We start from the raw sequence: 23,622 nt of genomic DNA, 5'->3' as shown, positions 1-23,622 counted from the left end.
TGATCATCGCTTTCTTTGAGCTGTAATAAAGTTTAATTTATATCACTCTGAATAATCAGAAATAAAAAACTAATCTTTACCTACATGAAGAATCGCAAGGAAAGCTTCTTGAGGTAATTCAACATTACCAATCTGCTTCATACGTTTCTTACCTTCTTTCTGCTTCTTCAACAGTTTTTTCTTACGGCTGATATCACCACCGTAACATTTTGCGATTACGTTTTTACGTAATTGCTTCACTGTTGAACGCGCAATAATGTGAGCACCAATCGCAGCTTGAATAGCAATATCAAACATTTGACGAGGGATGAATTCTTTCATCTTCTCAACCAATAAACGACCACGGCTTTGTGCATTCTCATGGTGAGTAATGATCGCTAGTGCGTCAACTCTGTCGCCATTGATTAACACATCTACACGTACCATGTTAGATACTTCATAACGCTGGAAGTTGTAATCCAGTGACGCGTAGCCACGAGAGGTTGATTTCAAACGGTCAAAGAAATCTAGAACAACTTCAGACATAGGAACATCATACGTCAGTGCAACTTGGTTACCGTGATAAACCATATCAACTTGGATACCACGTTTTTCAACACATAACGTAATTACATTACCTAAATACTCAGCTGGAACTAAAATATTACAACGAGCGATAGGTTCACGAATTTCTTCTAAGTCGTTTACAGCAGGTAGTTTTGATGGGCTATCTACATACAGTAAATCACCATTATTCAATACTACTTCATAAACTACTGTCGGTGCTGTTGTGATTAGATCAAGATCATATTCACGCTCTAAACGCTCTTGAATAATCTCCATATGCAGCATTCCAAGGAAGCCACAACGGAAACCAAACCCAAGTGCTGCAGAGCTTTCTGGTTCATAGAAAAGCGATGCATCGTTTAGACTTAACTTACCTAATGCATCACGGAAGTTTTCGTAATCATCAGAAGATACTGGGAACAGACCTGCATATACCTGTGGTTTCACTTTTTTGAAACCAGGTAGGCGTTCTTCACAACCGCCTTTAGCGTGTGTTAGCGTATCACCTACAGGTGCGCCTAGGATGTCTTTAATACCACAAACAACCCAGCCAACTTCACCGGTATTTAATCCATCAGTATCAATTTGTTTTGGTGTAAAGATACCAATGCGGTCAATACCCCAAACTTGGCCTGTGCTCATTACTTTGATTTTGTCATTTTTCTTAAGTGAGCCATGTTTAACTCGAACTAAAGAAACAACACCTAAGTAGTTATCAAACCATGAATCAATAATTAGGGCTTGTGTTGGGCCTTCAGGATCACCTTCTGGTGCTGGAATTGATTTAACGATAGTTTCAAGAACTTCATCAACACCTAAGCCTGTTTTTGCAGAACAACGCGTTGCTTCCATCGCGTCAATGCCTACGATTTCTTCAATTTCTTCTGCAACACGTTCTGGATCAGCCGCAGGTAAATCAATCTTATTTAAGATTGGAACTACTTCTAAATCCATTTCAATTGCGGTGTAACAGTTTGCTAAAGTCTGTGCTTCTACACCTTGACCTGCATCGACTACCAATAATGCGCCTTCACAAGCGGCAAGTGAACGCGATACTTCATAAGAGAAGTCAACGTGTCCTGGTGTATCGATGAAGTTTAGTTGATAGGTTTCACCGTCTTTCGCCGTATAGTCTAGAGTAACACTCTGGGCTTTAATGGTAATACCACGTTCACGTTCTAGATCCATTGAATCAAGAACTTGTGCTGCCATTTCACGGTCTGACAGGCCACCACAAACTTGGATTAGGCGGTCAGATAGTGTTGATTTACCGTGATCGATATGGGCAATAATAGAAAAATTACGAATATGCTTCATGAATGACGTGACAAACTCAATTAGTTAATGGGATTGGATCGTGAGATCAAGTAATGGGATTCTACCCAATTTCCTCGCAAGTCGCTATCTTATCCTGCAGCATTTACTGAGATAGTGTCAGAAATCGGCTCACCAAGGATACGAACGAGGCTAACTTGTTGTTCTGTGTTCTGTTCAATTCGATGAGAAAGGCGTTTCGCAATAAAATATCCTCCCCACGCTGAAAGTGCTGAAATGGTAATGGTTGTGATTTCACCAATTCCAATTAATGGAGAGATTAGCCACTCCGAAAATAGCGCACCAAACAGAAGAAAAAATAACGGTACCAGATAAACAATAGCGGCAGATTGCAGTAAATTCTTTTCTGGCAATCCGATTTCAACCATTTGCCCTACCGTTAGTTTCTTATCTGTATGAAAAGCCCAGTGGTGGACTTTTCCCGGAAGCACTTTTGATACAATACCGGTACCGCAGGAATCTTTAGAGGAACAATGATTACAGCTACTCTTCTGCTGGCAGCCGACAACGACTATATCATCTTGGATTTCAAGTACCGTTGCTAATGCGGTCATCATTATAATTACTTCGCCTCGCTGTCTACTTCTGAAGTACGAAATACAATAGATTTAGCAATACGTTTTGCCGTTATCGCAGGAATATCCCCGACGACACTAATTTCATAGTCCCCTTGAACATAACTATATAACGAACGTCTGCCTTGTTGGATCGATTGCTCTGCATGGCTAAGTTTATCCGCTTCTGAAATATAGACCGAAAAATTAAATAAGCCATCAGAATACATTTGGCTCTCAACTGAACGTTGATTCATAGCCAAACGATAACGTTTGAAATCGCTCTCTTTAAAGCCATTTGGCACCCAACTAACACTCCACATCGCTTGGTCTTGCGTTGTCGGTAATGGCGATACCACTTTAGGTAACTCAACATCACCTAAACGTTGCTTCATATAATCCGAAATTTGATCATTGACGGTATATGACACTACGCGATATTGCTCAATGATGTCACCATCACGGCTTACTAGGTCGGTACGTAGTGGTAAGTTACTACGCTCATCAATCCATACGATGTAAGAGTAACGCGTTCCATCCTTTGACACGATCCGTATCACTTGCGCAGGTGAACCCGCCTCTCTTGCTCTTCCCATTGAAACAAAATCATAATATTTATTAAGGGGAATTATATCCTTATGCAACAAAGGAATAATTGGAGCAACAATGGACTCAGATTGTATTGAAAAAGGTTTACTGCCCTGCTCTAAATATGAAATTTCGTCATTACGGCGAATAACTTCACGCATCGAACCACTTAAATAGACCAAGTGAGATAACGTCATGTTGTCAGTATGAGAATGACGGTACATAAAAGGTTCAATGCTATTTTTCTTAACTAAAATATAAGAAAGTTCATAATTTAGTTTATGACTCGCCTCTCCCATTTGATGCAACAAAGCCTCAGCAGAAGGCGTTTCTTCCGCTGAGGCTGTTATTGGAAAGAAGCTGATCAAAGCGATAAAGCTGATCAGGATACGTTTCATTATTCTGCCAATGTTGTATTTGTCTCTAATAAATTACGATCAATAGAACCATCGTGAGCATTTAAGCGAAGTTGTAATTCATAATCTTGCAGCATCGCATTAATGCGTTTACGCTGCTCCATCACATCTGCTTCTGTTGATGTTTTCTTAACCAAAGAGTCTCGAGTTAAGCTTACTGGCTCAGCCGTTCCACTAAATGGAATTGTATCAAGGACCTGAATATCTCCACTTGATGGGATAATACTCGAATCTGACCCATTATATTGCTGTACACCAACAATAACGACTAATGAGAAGCATGCTGCCATCGCAACTTGGCTAAACTGAGTTAACCAACTTGGCAACGTTTTCTTTGCCTCATTAGGGGTCGGCTGCGAAGGCATAAACTCCGTCACAGTCTCATTCATTTGATGAACAGGTTCATCCTCAAGAGCAAGCGCAACACTAGCGGAAATATCCCACGCTTTAGCTTCTGGCGCTTCGCCTCTCATTACATCACCAATTAAATGGTAATTTTTCCAGGTTTCTGTATTTTCTTCACGCGACAACGATTCAATGAACGCATTGTCCATCTCTTCATTATCAATAAACGCAGAAATTTTTTCTTTATCAGTCATTGTCTTCACCGTTTGACCGTTGGAAAATAATTAACGCTGCATCAGCGGTTGGATCTTTTTCTCAACAACTTCACGAGCTCGGAAAATACGCGAACGAACCGTACCAACCGGACACTCCATTACAGCAGCAATATCTTCATAACTTAAGCCTTCTAGCTCTCGCAGTGTAATTGCTGTTTTTAAATCTTCTGGTAAACCATCAATTGTCGAAAATACAATTTGTCGTAATTCTTCAGTTAATGATAAATTTTCTGGATTAGTGACTTCTTTTAGTGCACTAGCCCCTTCATAATATTCAGCTTCTTCGGCATCAACATCCGATGCTGGCGGTCTGCGTCCTTGAGCGACAAGGTAATTCTTTGCTGTATTCACTGCAATGCGATACAACCAGGTGTAAAATGCACTGTCACCACGAAAAGTCGGTAACGCTCGATACGCTTTAATAAACGCTTCTTGCGCGACATCTGGCACATCACCACTGTTTTTTACATAACGAGCAACAAGACTACATACTTTGTTTTGGTATTTAATTACCAAATGGTTAAAGGCTTGCTTGTCACCACGCTGAACACGCTCAATTAAAACTTGATCTGTTAACTGCTCACTCATTGGAGCGGGTACTCCCATGTTATTCTTCTTAGATGCGCATAAAGTTTAGATTACGCAAATAACTGACAGTAAATCAGCTATACCACGATTAACTTGAGCACTATGTATGAGTTTCTAATCTTTAGAAAGTTCCTTTATTATTACATTTTTTTATCAATTTAATAGTTCAATGATTGATTTAAGGATATTTTTACCTCGTTTTAACCTCTCACTTTCTATTTTTTATTCTTGATATTTAAGATTCCACCTCAAAATGTGACGCTGCTGTCTAGATTCTGATAAAATGATCGGATTATCACAGGAAAATGATGAATATATGAACATAACCAATGAACACAGTTGCGACGTTTTAGTCATAGGCAGTGGTGCTGCTGGTCTTTCACTTGCACTTAGAGTCGCACCACATGGAAAGGTGATCGTTTTAAGTAAAGGCCCTCGTAATGAAGGCTCTACCTACTACGCTCAAGGTGGCATTGCTGCCGTATTTGATGAAAGTGATACCGTAGAGTCTCATGTAGATGACACCCTTATTGCAGGTGCCCATATTTGTGATAAAGATGTTGTCACCTTTATTGCTGAAAATGCGAAGCATTGCGTTCAATGGTTAATTGATGGCGGAGTTCCTTTTGATCATGATGATGAAAAAGAAACCGACATTACCGATCCAAAATTTCATTTAACTCGTGAAGGTGGTCATAGCCATCGCCGCATTCTGCACGCCGCAGATGCTACGGGTAAAGCGATGCAAAATTCGCTACAAGACAACGTCCTAAACCACCCTAACATCACTATTTTTGAACGTCACAATGCGCTCGACTTAATCACAGAAGATAAAGTGGGTGGAGAAGCAGATAAAGTCGTTGGGGCTTATATTTGGAACCGTGATGCAGAACATGTTGAAACCGTTCGCGCTAAGTTTGTGGTTTTAGCAACGGGTGGCGCCTCTAAAGTTTACCAGTACACTTCTAACCCTGATGTATCTTCAGGTGATGGGATTGCGATGGCTTGGCGTGCCGGTTGTCGTGTAGCAAACTTAGAATTCAACCAATTTCACCCTACGTGCCTATTCCATCCTGATGCACGTAACTTCTTGATGACAGAAGCTCTTCGCGGTGAAGGCGCTTATCTACGTCGTCCAGATGGTACACGTTTTATGCCTGACTTTGATGATCGTGGTGAGCTTGCTCCTCGTGATGTCGTGGCTCGTGCTATCGACTTTGAAATGAAACGTTTAGGTGCTGATTGCATGTACTTAGACATTAGCCATAAACCAGAAGACTTTATTCACCATCACTTCCCTACCATTAATGAAAAACTGCTTTCATTTGGTATTGATATGACTAAAGAGCCTATTCCAATCGTGCCTGCTGCTCACTATACCTGCGGTGGTGTTATGGTTGATAAACAAGGCCAAACGGATATTGATGGTTTATTTGCGATTGGGGAGGTGAGTTATACGGGTCTTCATGGCGCAAACCGTTTAGCTTCGAACTCTCTGCTAGAATGCGTTGTTTATGCATGGTCTGCTGCAGAAAATATTATCAAAGACATGAATAATCGTGAGCTACCACCATCATTGCCTGCATGGGATGAAAGCCAGGTTGAGTGCTCTGATGAAGAAGTTGTGATTCAACATAACTGGCATGAATTGCGTTTATTTATGTGGGATTACATGGGAATTGTTCGTACTGATAAGCGTTTAGAGCGCGCGCTTCGTCGTATTCAATTATTGAAACAAGAAACCCATGATTACTACAGTAATTTCCGCGTTTCTAATAACTTGATCGAACTGCGAAACCTGCTTGATGTATCTGAATTAATGGTACGTTGCGCGATGGAACGTAAAGAAAGCTGTGGTTTACATTACACGCTAGATTACCCTGAAGCACTTGAAGAATCAGGTCCAACAATTCTAACGCCTAAAAGCTTCAACTAATCATCTCTTTAAATACCACACTCTACGTATTGCTAGGGTGTGGTCTATCTTAAAAGCACACTGAATTGATGCTGTTCATTTATCCCCATCGAATCCTGAAATAGATAAAAATACTGCCCTACATAATCATTATGCGCATGAATAATGATTATATTTTTACTCACCCAAAAAACACGCGTAACAATCCAATCTCGATGATAATCAGAAGGCTTTCTTACAAACGTGTAATCGCCTTGTCGTTCTAGTAATTGGTGATAAATAGACGTGATATGTCGATGTATAAAATAAAACAGGAGGGGGATCAGAGGAAATAGAATTGCATCCATCAATACCATCACCCACCCAATGCAAAAATAACAACCATGCAATGTAAGGTAGGCGATAGATGAAAAGTTAAGAGTGACCTTAACGGAGCTTACTGAGGTTATGCTCAACGATCTTATCAATCATAGATGCATGAGCAAGATTATCACTGCGTCCGTGGCCCATGATCCATGTAAATAAATCAGGATCATCGCACTCTAATAATGAAACAAAGTTTTGCTGTTCAGCTTCTGTTAGCTCCTCAAAACATTCGTCAAAAAATGGCATCACTACCACATCTAATTCCAGCATCCCACGACGGCAAGCCCACTTTACTCGTGCTTTCTCTTCGACACTATACATACTGTACCTAGTTTAAAAATAGAAATAACTCACTGGAGTCTACCAGTCTCTTTCTACGACAACCATGATCTAAAGTCACAAGATGAAGAAGATGAGACATAAAACTACTTGTTTCTTTTTACTGACATTTAAAATGCAGACATTTACTATAAGGGAAATGACCTAACCAAATAAGAATGTAATGATGAGCACTTTATTCCCAGAATTATCCATTAAAAAAGACGCTACCTTACCAAGCTTTGCCATTTCAGAATTGAATAATTGGGCATTAATTACCATGGTAGGTAACGATAAAAAATCCTATCTACATGGCCAAATTACTTGCGATGTAGTGGCGTTAGCTCAAGATGAGATAACGTTTGGTGGCCACTGTGATGCTAAAGGTAAGTTATGGAGTATCTTTCAGCTTTTCCATCACAACGAAGGTTATGCCTTATTTCAACGTAAAAGTGCGATTGAAACTGAATTAACTGAAATCAAAAAATATTCAGTATTTTCTAAAGTTGATATCACTATATCTGACGATGTATTACTAGGCTTTACCGGACAAGAAGCAGAAGCTTGGATTAATGAGAATACAGATTCACAAAGCTTTGTTCGTACCTCTCAATTTGGTACTTTTGCAAAAACAGGTGAGTCACAATGGCTACTAGTGACAACAAATGAACATAAAGAAGCTCTACTATCATCATTAACTCAAGCAACCCTATGTGATGAATCCTTGTGGGAGCTTTACACTATTCAACAGGGTCTTCCTCTACTTGATAAGCCATTAGTTAATGAGCATATTCCTCAAGCAATGAACTTGCAGGCTATTGGTGGCATTAGCTTTAAAAAAGGCTGCTATACCGGCCAAGAAACTGTCGCAAGAGCTAAGTACCGAGGCATAAATAAGCGAGCAATGTATCTTGTTTCTGGTCAATCAGAACAAGCTCCAGTTGCTGGCGATGCCATTGAGCGTAGTGTTGGTGAAAACTGGCGTAAAGGCGGAACGATTGTTTCTGCTTTCCGTTACGAAGATGGCCATACCCTTGCCTTAGCTATTCTTCCAAATGATCTTGATGATGACACTCAATTCAAGCTTCAAGAGTCTATTTGGGAGAAAATGTCTCTTCCATACTCTCTTGATGACGAATAAGACGATTATTTTTGTATCAAAAATAAGATTAATTTACACGATTGCATTTTATTATTGATCTTAAACGCAGATTTCAGCCAACAAATATGAATTGTTATTTATTTTTTATGAATAAGTAGCAAGTTAGTTATTCTTTAGCTATCTTTACTGTGTTCTTTTCTTACAAAAGAACGCATAAATTGTTTAACTCCAAACAATTTACTCCAATGTATCTATATATTGGAAATGCATCTGTGACTGTTTGCCCGAATTTATTCGGGCTTTTTTTTATCTTTTTCTAGCTATTGATAGTGTTTAATATTGGATAAAGATCAAATTTAAGAACATAAAAACACAAAAACTGACTTCATCATCACTCTATCCTACATTTGTAACACAACCTTCATCTGTTCTGATTTATAATATGGCTAAAGCACATAAAGCGCTGTGTTGTATTAATCACTAAAGGATAATGTGATGCGATTTTTTAAGCACTATGCACCAAGCATGATTGCTAAACATATTAGTCGACTATTTAACGGAAAGATTCATATTCATGGTATTGGAGAGTTTAGGTTTGAAGCAGGGAAATTAATTATCCCTTCTCAAGCGGAACGCGAACAATATCGAATGATAAAAGAGATTAACTTGGAAGTAGCTCGATTACGACTTTCTTACTAGACCCATATGTAAAATCGATACAAATAAAAAAGGTAGCTAACGCTACCTTTTTTATATCTATAACAATGTAAATTATGCTTTATTCTGAGCTATTTTTGGTAATCGGCCAGACACACCTAATGCTCGTTTCAAACATTCATCTTTAACGGGAGTGACTTCATTAGTCAGAGACATACCGATCCCTCTAACTAACTTTTTAATCGGATTAGACCCAGAAAACAACTCTTTAAATCCCTGCATTGAGGCAATCATCTGTGCCGCTTCTGCTTTTCTCCAGCGCTCAAAAGGGCGTAAATTCGTTTTTAGTCCGATATCTTTGCCTTCTTGATGCAACTCATTAATAGTTTCAGCTAATGCCGCGGCATCAGCTAAACCCAAATTCACCCCTTGTCCTGCTAATGGGTGAATGGTATGTGCAGCATCACCCACAAGGACAACGCGTTCTTTTACAAAGTCTTTGGCGTAGCGCATTTTTAAAGGAAATGCTTGTCGTTCACCTTCAACTTTGCATAAGCCCAGTTGATTATCAAATGCGGCGGTTAGCTGCTTATTAAACTCTTCTTCTGGCATTGACACTAAATTCTCTGCATGAAGAGGATCTAATGACCATACTATTGAATTTAAATTATCTTCACCTAATGGAAGGAATGCTAATGGTCCTTCTGGTCTAAATATTTGACGGGCTGTTTTATCATGAGGCTCTACAGTTCTAATATTAGCAACTAATGCACTGTGTCCGTAATCCCAATGGGTAAGAGGGATATCAACCTGCTGGCGTAACCATGAATTAGCACCATCTGCGCCAACAACAAGCTTAGCGGTCACCGCTTTTCCTGATTCTAAATTAAGCCACGCTTCGCTTTCACCAAACATAATATTACTGCAACGCTCTGGTGCTAATAGTGTTACGTTTTCTTGTTTTGATACTTTCTCAAGTAGTGACAGCTGAATTACTCGATTTTCAACAATATGTCCTAAATTACGCTGAGCTATCTGCTCGGCTTCAAATTCAATACGAGCGAAACTGTCTTGCTCCCATACCTTCATTGAAGAATAAGGAGAGGCTCTTCGAGCAACAATCCCTTGCCATGCACCAACATGCTCTAAAATATTTTCACTTGCTCGACTAATCGCAGACACTCGCACATCCGGTAAATCGGCCAACTCAGTGTCAGGTAATTTACTTTCAATGATGGCGATTCGTAATCCACTATTTTCTAATGCAGCGGCAACAGTCAAACCAACCATGCCACCACCAATAATCGCAATATCTACACTTTGCATCATAATTATCTATTCACTCTGCCCATAGCTCGTAATGTTAAGGGCTTTAAAAAAGCACGGAAAGTATCAACAGCACACAAACTTACATTTCTTCCTATAATCATGGGAAACGCATTATTTGCAAAAATAGAGATCAGCCCTGCTGTCATGCCTATTGTTTGTTGTTGATCAGGTTGGCGACGTTTTTGATATGTTGAAAGTACAGCATATTCACCGACATCACGCCCCAGCTGATTGGCTTGAGAGATACATTCAGCTAAAGAAAAAACATCTCTAATCCCTAGATTAAAGCCTTGTCCCGCAATCGGGTGAAGCGTTTGAGCGGCATTACCTATGGCAGCAAAACGATGCGATACATGCTGCTTTTGGCGACGTAACCATAGTGGATAATGTGCACGCTTACCTGTTTTAATTAACTGGCCTAAACGCCACCCAAAAGCACGTTGTAGATGCTCTAAAAAAGTAGCATCATCATAAGCTAGTATCTGTTGTGACTCTTCAGGGCTTACGCACCAAACTAAAGAGCTGCGTCCTTTGGACATAGGAAGTAAAGCCAACGGCCCATGCTCAGTAAAACGTTCAAATGCTTTACCTTGAGGATGAATATCGGTCGTGATATTTGCAATAATAGCAACTTGCTGAAAATCATCATTCTGACTCTCAATATTCATACTCTTACACGTTTTAGATTCCGCGCCATCAGCCGCAATCACTAACGATGTTGAAATCACCTCGCCCGTAGATAACGTTAAGGTAGAGACTGCTATTTCACGCTCGATATTAACAACGGAGGCAGGACAAAGCAGAGCAATATTTTTAGAGTTAGCTAGTTTTTGATGATAAAAACGACCAACATCAGCTAACTCCACCACATAACCTAGGCCATCAACATTAAGCTCTTTAGAGGTTAATTCTGTTAATCCCATATGATACTGATCTGACACATGAATATGATGAATGGCCGTTGAAAATGATTCGATCTCTGACCAAAGACCAATATCTTGTAATAATTGAGCGGTGCCATTTGATAAGGCGATACTTCTCGAGTCATAACCTGGGTGTTGATCCAAATTTGGCTCTAACGCTTCAATTACCGCGATCGATAATGTCTCTTGATTCATTTTTTCCAAAGCTAAAGCCAAGGTTGCCCCTGCCATTGCTCCACCCACGATCACTACATCATAATGTGTCATAGCATTGCCCGTTAATGTACTGTTTTCGATGCGTCTTTATGTACTTTCTGCCCTAACTCAGCATGAATGGTTAATACACAAATACGAACATGTTCTAATACTTGTTCAAATAGATCTTCTTGCTCTTCAAGATCATCATCTTCATCAATACCTAAGCGTGCTATCTCTTCTAAATCTAAAAGCGCTTCTTTAAGTGAATCAGAGGCGTTATCCATTTTTAGACCGACTAAGCCAAGCCCTGAAATAAAGTGGTTAACCCACTCACTTAAACCGTCTGCGCGATTCATTAGCGTTTCTTTTTCATCAGGAATTAATAGCGATAACGCCATTTTTTCCGACGTCAGTTCTTCTATTGTTGATTGGAAAGCCTGAGTCCCAACTTGAATAGCACTGTCTGGCCATCCCATCCCATCATTCGTGTAATCATAAATAAGAGGTTTCCAGGTTTGATCGTCTAACGATAATCCACCGCTGATCATTCCAGTCAGTAAACCATGTAATTCTGATGGCGTAACAGCCAGTCCGCTGTCTTTTAGAACTGACTCAACAGCCAGGAATTCAGGTATTTTAATTTCGCTCATAATTAGACGATCTCTGTATTTATAATTGATAGCGCAATGCTACCACTTTGAGCATACTCAGAAAACTCACTATCTCTCGCAATTGCGTATCTTTTCATCATATTGTTGTTTTATTAAGAATATAGTTAACCACTATCAACAAAGAGAAGGGAAATGCTTGAATCTTATTACTGCATTTCTTATAGTTTCATTTACTTATCACTGATGATGCTTTCCTATCAGTGTAATCCCATAGTTTAACGATGAGTAATGTATTGTGATGACAAGCCAAGCCGTGCAAGTCCAAATTTTAGGACGAGCCATCAAGGTTAACTGCCCTGCTGGCCAAGAAGCTGCATTAAAAGAGGCCGCTAAAGATTTAGATAACCGTGTAAATGAATTATCTGAACGAACGAAAGTAACCAATACAGAGCAACTATTAACTATTACCTCGTTAAATATCTGCTATGAACTGCATATGGCGAAAAAAGAAGCAAATAAGCATTCTTCAGATGTTTATGAGCGAATGGGATTACTTGCTAACGCATTAGAAGCGGCAATTTCTACCGTAAAGCCTAGCCAAATAGAAGAAAATACGGCAGAATAGAGCTCTCGCTAAGGATAGCAAAAGAATAAAATTTACCCTGGAGTGTTTGTAGGCGGATCTATGTCCCTGAGCCGATAAGCACAAATTAGGGTTAGTATTTATTTACTATTGAGCATGCTCGGCTTGTACTGAGAAGCCTACGGTAAATTTTGCTGATCCGCCTTGAACCTAGGGTTCAAGGGCTACGACCACTACGGCACTTTGGGGTATTCCATGACATCTCGTCGACACATTCGACAATCCATTCGCCACACTCGTAATTCATTAACTCCTCAAGAACAACATCAAGCAGCCACAGACCTTGTCTTACAGTGCGCTAATGACCCTTATATTCAAAAAGCCAAATCGGTCGCTATTTATCTCTCTGTTGATGGTGAAATCAATACCTCACTTCTCATTGACTGGCTCTGGCAACAAGGTAAATCCGTTACTCTGCCTGTGATCCATCCTTTTAGTAAAGGGCATTTACTGTTTCTTGAATACACCAAAGACACCCCTCTTATTTTAAATAAATACCAAATCTTAGAACCTAAACTAGATAAAACTCAGGTCGTTCCAGTCAACCAGTTAGATGTTATCATCACGCCTCTTGTGGCTTTTGACCATTTGGGTAATCGCTTAGGTATGGGAGGTGGCTATTACGATCGCACTCTTGTTAATTGGGAGCAAAATCAAACAGGGCCAATGCCTATTGGTATTGCTCATGCTTGCCAACAAGTTGATGCATTGCCGATTGAATCTTGGGATGTTCCTCTACCACGGATAATTACGCCAACGCAGATCTGGCATTGGTAATACTCTTATTATCGTCCCCTCTATTCTCAATATTACTTTCAAATTAACCAACAACGAAAACGTTTGCATTTATTCTCTATTTTCTCCATTTATTGACTTCTTTTTTCTGACGAAGAAAAAACAGTGCGTTATAATCACGCCGATTTCATTTAATGCCAATTTAACTAAACCTTTAATCAAAGGCTTAGTTAAATTGGTATAAACACTATTATTTCATTAGGAGAATGTCATGACTCAAGACGAGATGAAAAAAGCAGCCGGTTGGGCAGCGTTAGAATACGTACAAGCTGGCAGCATTGTTGGTGTGGGTACAGGATCAACAGTTAATCATTTCATCGACGCACTTGCGACCATGAAAAAAGAAATCAAAGGTGCAGTATCAAGCTCTGTAGCATCAACTGAAAAGCTGAAAGAACTAGGCATTCCAGTCTTCGAGTGTAATGATGTTTTCAGTCTTGATGTTTATGTTGATGGCGCAGATGAAATCAACGCTAAAAACGAAATGATTAAAGGCGGCGGTGCTGCTCTTACTCGTGAAAAAATCGTTGCTGCTATTTCTGAAAAATTCATTTGTATTGTTGATGATACGAAACAAGTAGACGTACTAGGTCAATTCCCTCTGCCTGTTGAAGTTATCCCAATGGCTCGCTCTTATGTAGCTCGTGAGCTAGTTAAACTTGGTGGTGATCCTGCATACCGTGAAGGCGTAGTTACCGATAATGGCAATATGATCTTAGACGTACATAATATGCAGATCACTAACGCTAAAGAATTAGAAGATAAAATCAATAGTCTTGCTGGCGTTGTCACTGTCGGTTTATTTGCTCACCGTGGCGCAGACGTACTGTTAGTTGGCTCTCCTGACGGCGTAAAAAAATTCGATTAGACAACAAATTACCTTTTTACCTCTTAGGTTGAGAGCTGAAAATGTCATTTGATTACAAACGGTGCTCATTAGCACCGTTTTTTATTAACTATTCCGTAATTTTCTTACCCAAACTGATTATTTTTTGATACTTTATAATCATTGAACATAAACTCCCCATTTAAATTTGTTTTTAAGGATAAGAACACCATGGCAAAAGTATCTCTGGAAAAAGAAAAAATTAAAGTTCTTCTTTTAGAAGGATTGCACCCATCTTGTGTTGAAGTCTTTCAAGCTGACGGCTATACCAACATTGAATACCACAAAGGTTCATTGTCGGAAGAAGAACTTCTTGAAGCAGTGAAAGATGTTCACTTCATCGGTTTACGCTCACGCACTCAATTAACTCAAGAAGTATTCGAGGCTGCAAACAAATTAGTGGCTGTCGGTTGTTTCTGTATTGGTACAAACCAAGTTGATTTAACCGCAGCGGCAAAACGTGGTATTCCAGTCTTTAACGCACCGTTCTCAAATACACGCAGTGTCGCTGAATTAGTACTAGGACAAATTTTATTACTACTTCGTGGCATTCCAGAAAAAAATGCACAAGCTCACCGTGGCGTTTGGAAAAAAAGCGCTGACTCTTCTTTTGAAGCACGAGGCAAACGTTTGGGTATTGTAGGTTATGGACATATCGGCACACAATTAGGGATCTTAGCTGAAAACCTAGGTATGCGTGTTTATTACTATGATATTGAAAATAAATTATCTCTAGGTAACGCCACTCAGATCTCAACCATGAGTGAGTTACTAAATAAGTGTGATGTTATCTCTCTTCATGTACCAGAAACCGCTGGCACAAAAGACATGATGGGCGCTGAAGAGTTTGCTCGTATGAAGCCTGGAGCTATCTTTATTAACGCCGCTCGTGGCACGGTAGTGAAGATCTCTGATTTGTGTGATGCACTTGAGTCAGGACATCTAGGAGGGGCTGCTATCGATGTATTCCCTACAGAGCCAAAAACAAATGCTGAACCGTTTGAGTCTCCATTACAGAAGTTTGATAATGTTATTCTTACGCCGCATGTTGGTGGTTCAACTCAAGAAGCTCAAGAAAATATCGGCGTTGAAGTTGCTGGTAAATTAACGAAATACTCAGATAACGGTTCAACTTTATCATCGGTTAACTTTCCTGAAGTATCTCTTCCATTGCATACAGATACCTCGCGTCTACTTCATATTCATGAAAACCGCCCAGGTATCCTAACGAGCATTAACCGTATTTTTGCTGATGAAGGCATTAATATCGCAGCACAATATCTACAAACATCTGCTGAGATGGGCTATGTAGTCATTGATGTTGAAACGGCTCGTTCAGAAGAAGCACTCGTTCAACTAAAAGCAATCGAAGGCACAATCCGAGCTCGAATCCTGCACTAATAACCGTGTTTATTCTTTTTGATATAAAAAGGGTTACCATTACGGTAACCCTTTTTTCTGTCGCTATATATCTTTAATCTTTAATCTTTAATCTTTAATCTTTAAGACGATAAACAACTGATACCGAATCAGAAATCACCATTTGACTGTCTTGATAACTTTCAGCCACATTAGATGCCGCATCCATTCTCATACTTTTCATCATAACAGGTTGGCTGTAGTTATTATGGTAAGAGACTTTCCAAACACCTTTGACCTGAGTTTCAAACCCTTTTGCTAATGAATTGGCTTTTTCATTTGCATCTTTAATCGCCTCTAAGCGCGCCGCTTCAATATATTCTTTTTCTTTACTGGTTTTCAACTCAATCTGGTTAATGCGATTGATGCCATCACCTAGGGCTTTATCTAGATAGCTATTTAACTTATTTAAATCCATCACTGTAACCGTAATATTGCGAATAGCTTTATACCCTACAAGCTCTGGCTTTTTTCCTTTTGGATAACGATACTCTGGCGTTAAACGAATATTGCCACTGTTAATATTTTCACGTTTCACGCCTTGAACTTCTAAACGAGCCAGAAAACTAGTCACCGCTTTATCTGCTGCTTGTTTCGCTTTCTCTGCCGTTGCTTTACTTTCAACTACATCAACAGAGAACTGAGCCATATCAGGAACAACAAATACCTCACCTTTGCCCGACACTTCAAGATGAGGGAAATCAGGTGATGACGCAAAAGCCGCTGGAGTTAAACAAGCCGATAAACATAAAGCGCTGATTATTTTTTTCATTTTAAATTTCTCAAAGTAACATCATATAGTTATGACTGTCGTTGTTATAAATAATTCCCTTAGGTACTTTATATATTGATATGCATTAAATACCTAACAAAAAAAATGCTACCCGAAGGCAGCATTTCATGTTTTGATTTAAATAAAACTTAATCCGCTTTATTTAAATGAACATCCATTTGTGGGAATGGGATCTCGATACCTTCGTTATCTAGACCTTCTTTAATCGCTTGAAGCGTATCAAAGTAAACATCCCAGTATTGCTCTGTTTTACACCAAGGGCGAACAACAAAGTTTACTGATGAATCAGCAAGAGCAACAACACCTACTGTTGGCGCTGGTGTTTTTAGAACACGCTCATCAGACTCAAGAACCTTAGTGATTACTTCTTTTGTTTTCTTCAGATCAGCACTGTAAGAAACACCAATTACATGATCTACACGGCGAGTAGCATGACGTGAGTAGTTTGTGATTGGGCTGCCAATAACACCACCATTTGGAACTACAACCATTTTGTTATCAGGAGTAGTTAGAATGGTTTGGAAGATCTGAATTGACTCAACAGAACCTGCAACACCACCAATCTCAACGTAATCGCCAGATTTAAATGGACGGAAAGCAACAATCAATACACCTGCTGCAAAGTTTGATAGTGAACCTTGAAGTGCAAGACCAACCGCTAAACCAGCCGCACCAATAACAGCAACCACAGAAGCGGTTTGAACGCCTACTTTACCTAAAGCTGCAATTAATACGATAATGAATAGAAGGTAACGAACTAGAGTATGAACAAAGTCGACAACCGCTTTATCCATTTTCTTCTTCTCAAGAGCCTTGCTTACACCACCTGCGATTTTCTTAACGATAATATTACCGATAAAAAGAATAGCGAGTGCTGAAATAATATTTACCCCATAAGTGATAAATAATTCTGAATTATCTGTTAGCCAATGTTCTAAATTTGCTACTCCACTAGTAGCTAAATCAGTTACAGCGCCTTGATCTGCCATTTGATTTGTCCTTTATAGTTATTCTCAGTATAAATTGAGATGATTGCCATTATGTTGACGATTTATACCAATTCTAACACTCCGAGCGTCAGCTTGATGTAAAATCCTTTTTTAAAACACACGTATTTGGTCATATTCTCTTCAATAAGAAAAGGAAAACAACCTTAATTACAATAACCTACCCAATACTATCAGATAAAATAATTATCGAAACAGTTTAGTTACATAAAAGATACATTCACTTGTGTAATTACAATTATTTCTTCTGCTCTTCTCTTTTGAATACAAGTTCGCTGCTTGATGACTCTGCATCTACAAAGTAGTAACCATCAACGGTAAAGCTTTTTAGTTCTTCTATTGTTGATATTCTATTTTCAATAATAAAACGAGCCATTAAACCTCTGGCTTTTTTTGCATAGAAGCTAATGATTTTGTATTGTCCATTTTTACAATCTTTGAAAACTGGTGTAATCACCTTAGCCGTGAGCTCTTTTGGTTTAACCGCTTTAAAATACTCATTTGATGCTAAGTTAATCAAGATATCATCACCTTGCTCTGCAATAACTTGATTTAATTTTTGAGTAATTGAACTGCCCCAGAATTGGTATAGGTTTGTTCCTCGCTTATTCGCAAGCTTGGTTCCCATCTCTAAACGATAAGGCTGCATCAAATCTAATGGCTTTAATAAACCATATAACCCTGAAAGCATACGTAAATGTGTTTGAGCATAATCAATGTCACTACTGGTTAAGCTGTTTGCGTCTAAGCCGGTATACACATCACCTTTAAAAGCAAATAAAGCCTGACGAGCATTTTCCTGAGTAAAGCTCGTTGACCACTCTTCAAATCGTACCGCATTCAGGCTTGCAATTTTATCACTCACCTTCATTAAACCCGAAATATCTAATGGCGTTAGCTGCTTACAAACTTCAATAAGCTCCGCTGAATCTGTAATAAAATCAGGCTGAGTATGGATTTGTGTTGGTAATGGAGTTTCATAATCAAGAGTTTTTGCTGGAGAAACGACGATAAGCATGAGCAAGATATCCTATGTATTTTTATATACTAAGATAGTAACTATTCAGATATAAAAAAGCCACGCTAGGTTGCGTGGCTTTATCTATTTATTTAATGGGTGAAAGCAATGACTACTTTTGCTCTTTAGTATTATCCCAGATGCCTTCTTCAAGCTGAGAATGTAGCTCTGGATAATCCTTACTATCAAACGTAGGAACTTTTCCCTCACTCAGCTGCTTATTGTAATCTTTTGCAAGCTTAATAACGGTGCCTGACAATAGAGAGATAGCAATTAAGTTAACTATTGCCATTAACCCCATTGAAACATCAGCTAAGGCCCATACTGTTGGTAATGAGGATAATGCACCGAACATTACCATGCCCAATACAACGACACGGAAAATACCAATACCCGCTTTATGGTTATGCTCTAGGAAAATCAAATTTGTTTCTGCATAAGAATAGTTAGCAATGATTGAAGTAAACGCAAAGAAGAAAATCGCTACAGCAACAAAAATACCGCCCCAATCACCCACTTGGCTAGTCAATGCTAATTGTGTTAATTCAATCCCCGTAACTTCACCATGCGGCACGTATTCACCAGACATTAAGATAATAGCGACCGTTGCAGAACAAATCACAATGGTATCCATAAATACGCCTAGCATTTGTACATAACCTTGAGATGCTGGGTGTGGTGGATATGGTGTAGCTGAAGCTGCAGCATTTGGTGCAGAGCCCATACCTGCTTCATTAGAGAACAAACCACGTTTAATACCATTAATCATCGCTTGTGCAATCGCATAGCCTAAACCACCTGCAGCCGCTTCTTGCAAACCAAAGGCACTCTTAAATATTAAGGTAATCACACCTGGTAGTTTTTCTATATTAGTAACCATGATAAATAAGGCAATAGCTAAGTAAGCAAGAGCCATCACTGGTACTACGATTTCAGCCGTACGAGCAATCGTTCTAAAACCACCAAAAATAACCACTGCAGAGATAATTACAATGGCAATACCTACATATAATGGCTCCCAACCAAAGGCTGTTTGCATTGCTCCTACAATAGAGTTTGCTTGTACTGCGTTAAATACCAAACCAAAAGCGATGATCAAAAAGACAGAGAATAATACGCCCATCCAGCGCATCCCTAATCCTTTTTCCATATAATAAGCAGGGCCACCACGGTAGTTCCCTTCATCATCTTTGGTTTTATATAACTGTGCTAATGTACTCTCAGCAAAAGAAGTTGCCATACCTAGCATTGCTATCAACCACATCCAAAAAATAGCACCTGGACCACCAGCAGTTAATGCAACAGCAACCCCTGCCATATTACCAGTACCAACACGAGCCGCGAGACTTGTACATAGCGCTTGAAATGATGATATTCCTGATGGATCTGATTTTCGGCTGTTTTTCAGTACCGAAAACATATGACCAAAATGGCGGAACTGAATAAAACCTAATCGAATAGTAAAGTAGATACCAATGGCAACTAATAGATATACAAGTACCGAACCCCATAATAGGTCATTCAGTAAATTAATAAGACTTGTCACATTTCCCTCTCAGTTACATCAATAGTAATGATTGCATACGCTTATACTATAAAGCGCTCCTACTAATCTTAATTGTTATTGTTGATTAATTATTTGGGTACAGTGAAGAATTACCGTCATGCATTGCAAATTTATTCATTTATTAACAGTAAATCTAAATATTTACTCACCCAATAAGATTAGCGCGCTGAATGATGCTCAGTATTTACTAAAAAATCAATAAAAAACAGATGTTGAACTTATGACACTTTTTCTACAACTTTAGACTTCACACTTATTTAGCCAACAGAAAAAAAACAGATTACTGACATTTAAATCAGTAAAAAAACATCAACGAACAGTAATTAACCTTATCTCAGCCGATAAAGATTCAGCCATCAGTAATAGAAAACAGTAGGATATCAATCTTATTTTATCTCTTTATTTTTTCTTGGTAATTCATCACAGCTAAAAATAGTTCATAAAACAATCAAATGGAGAGCAGATAGAAATAGCTATGTTAGTTAACAAAAATCAAACAAAAAATCCGTCTGTTTTTTCTATCTAAATAATAAATATGGAGCAAATTGTACTTCCTAATTCTAAATTAAGATCATTTTAGTGATCACCATCTCACATAAAATTCATCAAAAAGAAACAAATGCGAAACAGTTCAAGGTCATAATTCTCACTCTGTGATATTTAATAACACGCTAAATAAATACTTTTACTCTTTGTAATAATTAATTAATTTATAAAAATGAGGTGCTTATGGATGGGTACACACTAAATGATTTATTAGCTACGAAAACAACAACAACCAAAAAAAAACAAAAAAAGCGTCTTTGGCGTGAGATAGAAGAGATTCAAGATCGTCGCCAATTGCTACATGAACTAAAAGAACTGGACCCCTCATTTAAAGGCAGCATTGACGCCGCTTTTTTTAAGTAGTTTTTTAAAGTTAAAACAAATAAAAAGGAGAGACTAATGCTCTCCTTTTTCATTAAATAAACTATTATCTTACTTTACCTGCTAGCTCAAGATATCTCTTATTTACTTGATGACCAAAAACTGGATCCTCTTCCTCAACCCAGTTACTTTCGAGATACTTCCAATCGTCCACTGTTAAATGTGCTTTCAAAAAAGGTAAGATCTCTTTTTCTTCTAGTTCAAGATGCTGCCGAATACGATAAGTGAATGCTTTCAGTTGCTCTTTAAACCGATCTTTTGGAACGATAGCATCATTTAGAATCATCTCTACCGTAATAGAGAAGCCTTCAGTATCGTCAGATAACGTATGATGCTCGAGTAATAAATTCGTCAGCCCTTCATGCTCCCCATAATGATCAATATAATATTGATAGATCATGTCTTCTTTAGGGTGATGGACTTTCTCTGCAACCAATGATAAATAATCAATACTCTCTCGGATCACATTATAATTAACGTTCTTTTCATCTTCTAATCGAGAAAGCTTACTATCCAATAATTGAATAATGCGATTTATATATCCGTGCTCTTTATAAATACTTTCTATCAGCATCCTTTCCTCCCAAAGTACCTTAATGATTTAAGATACCTTAAGTGTATATCACTGATATAAGAGCACAGGATTTAGTTCAAAAATTATACAAAAAAGTCATGCAATTGGAGTCCAATTGATCTCTGATAAATTTTTCGACTTAAGCAGCTCATTGACTTGCGAGAAATGTTTACAACCAAAAAAGCCTCGATGTGCCGAAAGCGGAGAAGGATGCGGCGCTTTTAGAACAGAATGGCGAGTACCATCAATATTCGCCCCTTTCTTTTGAGCATGAGCTCCCCAAAGTAAGAAGATAACATTTTCTTTGTTCTTATTAAGCTGTTCAATAATGCTGTCAGTAAAGGTCTCCCAACCTAATTTAGCATGGGAGTGTGCCTTTCCTTCTTCTACGGTTAATACCGTATTTAGCAATAAAACCCCTTGTTTGGCCCAGCTCTCTAAGTAGCCGTGATCTGGAATAACAAAACCGTCAATGTCTTGCGCTAACTCTTTATACATATTTCGCAAAGAAGGTGGGATTTTAATCTCAGGTAAAACTGAAAAAGAAAGGCCATGAGCTTGACCTGCTCCATGGTAAGGATCTTGACCCAGAATAACGACTTTCACGTCATCAAAAGCAGTTAAATCAAATGCAGTAAAAATATCCTTTTCTTTAGGAAAAATGATTTTACCAAGTGCTCTCTCTGCCTCTATTTTGGCATTCATCGCTTGGTAATATGTTTTTTCTTTTTCAGCCGATAAAATCGAATTCCAAGTCGTTGTCATTACTTTTTCTCGCTTAATACTCTGAGTTGGGCTATTTCATCTTTCCAAATCTCAGGATCAATGGTTTCCAGTACAAGAGGGATATTATTAAATCGCTCGTCTTGCATAATATATTCAAAGCAATCCCAACCGATGTTCCCCTCACCTAATGACTGATGACGGTCAACTCGACTGCCTAATTCAATTTTTGCGTCATTAATATGCATACCACGTAAGTATTGAAAACCAACAATGCGCTCAAATTCAGAAAACGTATGCTCACACGCTTCTTTGCTACTTAAATCGTAACCTGCAGCGAAAGTATGACAAGTATCAAGACAAATCCCTACTCGTGCTTTGTCTTCCACTTGATCGATAATTTGCGCTAGATGTTCAAACTTCCAACCTAAATTTGTGCCTTGTCCTGCTGTATTCTCGATAACAGCAACCACATCAGGAACCGCTTGATGCGCTAAATTAATTGACTCTGCAATCAAGGCTAAACATTCATCTTCTGAAATTTTCTTTAAATGACTTCCAGGATGGAAATTAAGTAACGTTAGACCAAGCTGATTACAACGTTCCATCTCATCAATAAATGCCGCTCGAGATTTCTCTAACTTCTCTTCTTCTGGAGAACCTAAATTAATTAAGTAAGAATCATGAGGTAAAATTTGATCACTAGAAAAGCCAAAACGCTTACAGTTTGCCTTAAAATCAGAGATGACTTTTCTTGTCAGTGGTTTTGCAACCCATTGACGTTGGTTTTTAGTAAATAATGCAAATGCATTAGCTCCAATTTGATAAGCTCGTTTAGGTGCTTGATCAACACCACCCGCCGCTGATACGTGAGCCCCAATATATTTCATCTCTGTACTTTCCTTTCAAAATTAACATCACGCTATTATTGCGGTAAACACTTTATTTGTCAGTAGTTCTCTTGCTTTGCCTAGCGATTTCCTTCCATTTCCCTGATTACATAAAACACCCAATCTGTAGTAATATTACTACAAAATAGACAGGTAACAATAAAGTGGTAGATTGCATTTTTCGTGCTACAGGCTAGCTATATGGTACTTTATTGATTTAAAGCAAAGTTTATAAGATGAAATAATTAGCACTTTTTGTAGTTTTTTGACCTATATCAATATACAAAGTAAGGGTATCATGTATATAATGTGAC

General features: G+C 38.6%; 24 protein-coding genes and 1 other RNA gene. 9 read left to right on the top strand and 16 right to left on the bottom strand.

The window, feature by feature from the left end:
* Nucleotides 1-69 precede the first annotated feature (69 nt).
* The 5 genes from lepA to rpoE form a co-directional block, all read right to left on the bottom strand.
* Nucleotides 70-1,863 (bottom strand): translation elongation factor 4, encoded by a 1,794-nt coding sequence (lepA, locus tag ED622_RS17550; protein WP_061003173.1) that lies wholly within the window; start codon nt 1,861-1,863, stop codon nt 70-72.
* Nucleotides 1,864-1,952: 89 nt separating this feature from the next.
* Nucleotides 1,953-2,438, bottom strand: coding sequence for a SoxR reducing system RseC family protein (locus tag ED622_RS17545; RefSeq protein ID WP_122036299.1), 486 nt, complete (start codon nt 2,436-2,438; stop codon nt 1,953-1,955).
* 5 nt (nt 2,439-2,443) lie between these two features.
* Complete coding sequence (gene rseB, locus ED622_RS17540; protein ID WP_122036297.1) at nt 2,444-3,421, bottom strand: sigma-E factor regulatory protein RseB; 978 nt, start codon at nt 3,419-3,421, stop codon at nt 2,444-2,446.
* Nucleotides 3,421-4,038 (bottom strand): RseA family anti-sigma factor, encoded by a 618-nt coding sequence (locus ED622_RS17535; RefSeq protein WP_122036296.1) that lies wholly within the window; start codon nt 4,036-4,038, stop codon nt 3,421-3,423. Before ED622_RS17535 ends, rseB begins: the two co-directional genes overlap by 1 nt.
* A 30-nt stretch (nt 4,039-4,068) precedes the next feature.
* Nucleotides 4,069-4,647 carry an RNA polymerase sigma factor RpoE gene (gene rpoE, locus ED622_RS17530; RefSeq protein WP_122036448.1) on the bottom strand — a complete coding sequence of 193 codons (579 nt, stop codon included), beginning with the start codon at nt 4,645-4,647 and terminating at the stop codon, nt 4,069-4,071.
* Between the two features lie 316 nt (nt 4,648-4,963).
* Here rpoE and nadB point away from each other — a divergent pair, with 316 nt between their 5' ends.
* A complete protein-coding gene (nadB, locus tag ED622_RS17525; protein WP_162922566.1) occupies nt 4,964-6,583 on the top strand; it encodes an L-aspartate oxidase in 1,620 nt (539 codons plus the stop codon).
* Nucleotides 6,584-6,988: 405 nt separating this feature from the next.
* Here nadB and ED622_RS17515 read toward each other — a convergent pair whose 3' ends face one another.
* Nucleotides 6,989-7,249 carry a succinate dehydrogenase assembly factor 2 gene (locus ED622_RS17515; protein WP_122036290.1) on the bottom strand — a complete coding sequence of 87 codons (261 nt, stop codon included), beginning with the start codon at nt 7,247-7,249 and terminating at the stop codon, nt 6,989-6,991.
* A gap of 181 nt (nt 7,250-7,430) precedes the next feature.
* Here ED622_RS17515 and ygfZ point away from each other — a divergent pair, with 181 nt between their 5' ends.
* Both ygfZ and ED622_RS17505 read left to right on the top strand, forming a co-directional pair.
* Complete coding sequence (gene ygfZ / locus ED622_RS17510) at nt 7,431-8,387, top strand: tRNA-modifying protein YgfZ (RefSeq protein WP_122036288.1); 957 nt, start codon at nt 7,431-7,433, stop codon at nt 8,385-8,387.
* Between the two features lie 456 nt (nt 8,388-8,843).
* On the top strand, nt 8,844-9,047 hold the full coding sequence (locus ED622_RS17505; RefSeq protein WP_122036286.1) for a DUF1107 domain-containing protein: 204 nt from the start codon (nt 8,844-8,846) through the stop codon (nt 9,045-9,047).
* A gap of 72 nt (nt 9,048-9,119) precedes the next feature.
* Here the strand turns inward: ED622_RS17505 and ED622_RS17500 are convergent, their stop codons facing one another.
* The 3 genes from ED622_RS17500 to ED622_RS17490 are packed head-to-tail and all read right to left on the bottom strand — an operon-like array spanning nt 9,120 to nt 12,105.
* On the bottom strand, nt 9,120-10,334 hold the full coding sequence (locus ED622_RS17500) for an FAD-dependent 2-octaprenylphenol hydroxylase (RefSeq protein ID WP_122036284.1): 1,215 nt from the start codon (nt 10,332-10,334) through the stop codon (nt 9,120-9,122).
* A gap of 2 nt (nt 10,335-10,336) precedes the next feature.
* Entirely contained in the window at nt 10,337-11,524 is a 1,188-nt protein-coding gene (gene ubiH, locus ED622_RS17495; RefSeq protein ID WP_122036282.1) for a 2-octaprenyl-6-methoxyphenyl hydroxylase, read from the bottom strand.
* Nucleotides 11,525-11,535: 11 nt separating this feature from the next.
* On the bottom strand, nt 11,536-12,105 hold the full coding sequence (locus ED622_RS17490) for a YecA family protein (RefSeq protein ID WP_122036280.1): 570 nt from the start codon (nt 12,103-12,105) through the stop codon (nt 11,536-11,538).
* A gap of 259 nt (nt 12,106-12,364) precedes the next feature.
* Between ED622_RS17490 and zapA the strand changes: the two genes are divergently transcribed.
* The 5 genes from zapA (at nt 12,365) to serA (ending at nt 15,791) form a co-directional block, all read left to right on the top strand.
* A complete protein-coding gene (gene zapA / locus ED622_RS17485; RefSeq protein ID WP_122036278.1) occupies nt 12,365-12,691 on the top strand; it encodes a cell division protein ZapA in 327 nt (108 codons plus the stop codon).
* A 31-nt stretch (nt 12,692-12,722) separates the two neighbouring features.
* Nucleotides 12,723-12,903, top strand: a non-coding RNA gene (ssrS, locus tag ED622_RS17480) — 6S RNA.
* A gap of 1 nt (nt 12,904) precedes the next feature.
* Complete coding sequence (locus ED622_RS17475) at nt 12,905-13,486, top strand: 5-formyltetrahydrofolate cyclo-ligase (RefSeq protein ID WP_122036275.1); 582 nt, start codon at nt 12,905-12,907, stop codon at nt 13,484-13,486.
* A 229-nt stretch (nt 13,487-13,715) separates the two neighbouring features.
* Nucleotides 13,716-14,372: a ribose-5-phosphate isomerase RpiA gene (gene rpiA, locus ED622_RS17470; RefSeq protein WP_122036273.1), complete on the top strand. Its 657-nt coding sequence runs from the start codon at nt 13,716-13,718 to the stop codon at nt 14,370-14,372.
* Nucleotides 14,373-14,561: 189 nt separating this feature from the next.
* Nucleotides 14,562-15,791 (top strand): phosphoglycerate dehydrogenase, encoded by a 1,230-nt coding sequence (serA, locus tag ED622_RS17465; RefSeq protein WP_122036271.1) that lies wholly within the window; start codon nt 14,562-14,564, stop codon nt 15,789-15,791.
* Nucleotides 15,792-15,885: 94 nt separating this feature from the next.
* Here the strand turns inward: serA and ED622_RS17460 are convergent, their stop codons facing one another.
* The 4 genes from ED622_RS17460 to ED622_RS17445 all read right to left on the bottom strand — a co-directional run bounded on the left by ED622_RS17460 (nt 15,886) and on the right by ED622_RS17445 (nt 20,173).
* Nucleotides 15,886-16,581, bottom strand: a complete 696-nt coding sequence (locus ED622_RS17460; RefSeq protein WP_122036269.1) for an oxidative stress defense protein — start codon at nt 16,579-16,581, stop codon at nt 15,886-15,888.
* A 149-nt stretch (nt 16,582-16,730) separates the two neighbouring features.
* Nucleotides 16,731-17,591, bottom strand: a complete 861-nt coding sequence (gene mscS, locus ED622_RS17455) for a small-conductance mechanosensitive channel MscS (RefSeq protein ID WP_122036267.1) — start codon at nt 17,589-17,591, stop codon at nt 16,731-16,733.
* Nucleotides 17,592-17,847: 256 nt separating this feature from the next.
* Nucleotides 17,848-18,627: a peroxide stress protein YaaA gene (yaaA, locus tag ED622_RS17450; RefSeq protein WP_122036265.1), complete on the bottom strand. Its 780-nt coding sequence runs from the start codon at nt 18,625-18,627 to the stop codon at nt 17,848-17,850.
* A gap of 112 nt (nt 18,628-18,739) precedes the next feature.
* Complete coding sequence (locus tag ED622_RS17445) at nt 18,740-20,173, bottom strand: sodium:alanine symporter family protein (RefSeq protein WP_122036263.1); 1,434 nt, start codon at nt 20,171-20,173, stop codon at nt 18,740-18,742.
* Nucleotides 20,174-20,923: 750 nt separating this feature from the next.
* Here ED622_RS17445 and ED622_RS17440 point away from each other — a divergent pair.
* Nucleotides 20,924-21,103, top strand: a complete 180-nt coding sequence (locus ED622_RS17440; RefSeq protein ID WP_122036261.1) for a DUF3545 family protein — start codon at nt 20,924-20,926, stop codon at nt 21,101-21,103.
* 64 nt (nt 21,104-21,167) lie between these two features.
* On the opposite strand, the gene ED622_RS17435 is transcribed toward ED622_RS17440, so the two are convergent.
* The 3 genes from ED622_RS17435 to nfo form a co-directional block, all read right to left on the bottom strand.
* Nucleotides 21,168-21,695 (bottom strand): hemerythrin domain-containing protein, encoded by a 528-nt coding sequence (locus ED622_RS17435; RefSeq protein WP_122036259.1) that lies wholly within the window; start codon nt 21,693-21,695, stop codon nt 21,168-21,170.
* Between the two features lie 96 nt (nt 21,696-21,791).
* Entirely contained in the window at nt 21,792-22,460 is a 669-nt protein-coding gene (gene ung, locus ED622_RS17430) for a uracil-DNA glycosylase (protein ID WP_122036257.1), read from the bottom strand.
* Nucleotides 22,460-23,308: a deoxyribonuclease IV gene (gene nfo / locus ED622_RS17425; protein WP_122036255.1), complete on the bottom strand. Its 849-nt coding sequence runs from the start codon at nt 23,306-23,308 to the stop codon at nt 22,460-22,462. Before nfo ends, ung begins: the two co-directional genes overlap by 1 nt.
* Nucleotides 23,309-23,622 lie beyond the last annotated feature (314 nt).

This window comes from Aliivibrio sp. EL58, assembly GCF_900312675.1.
Classification (GTDB): Bacteria; Pseudomonadota; Gammaproteobacteria; order Enterobacterales; family Vibrionaceae; genus Aliivibrio.
This window is presented reverse-complemented; position numbering and strand designations above follow the sequence as displayed.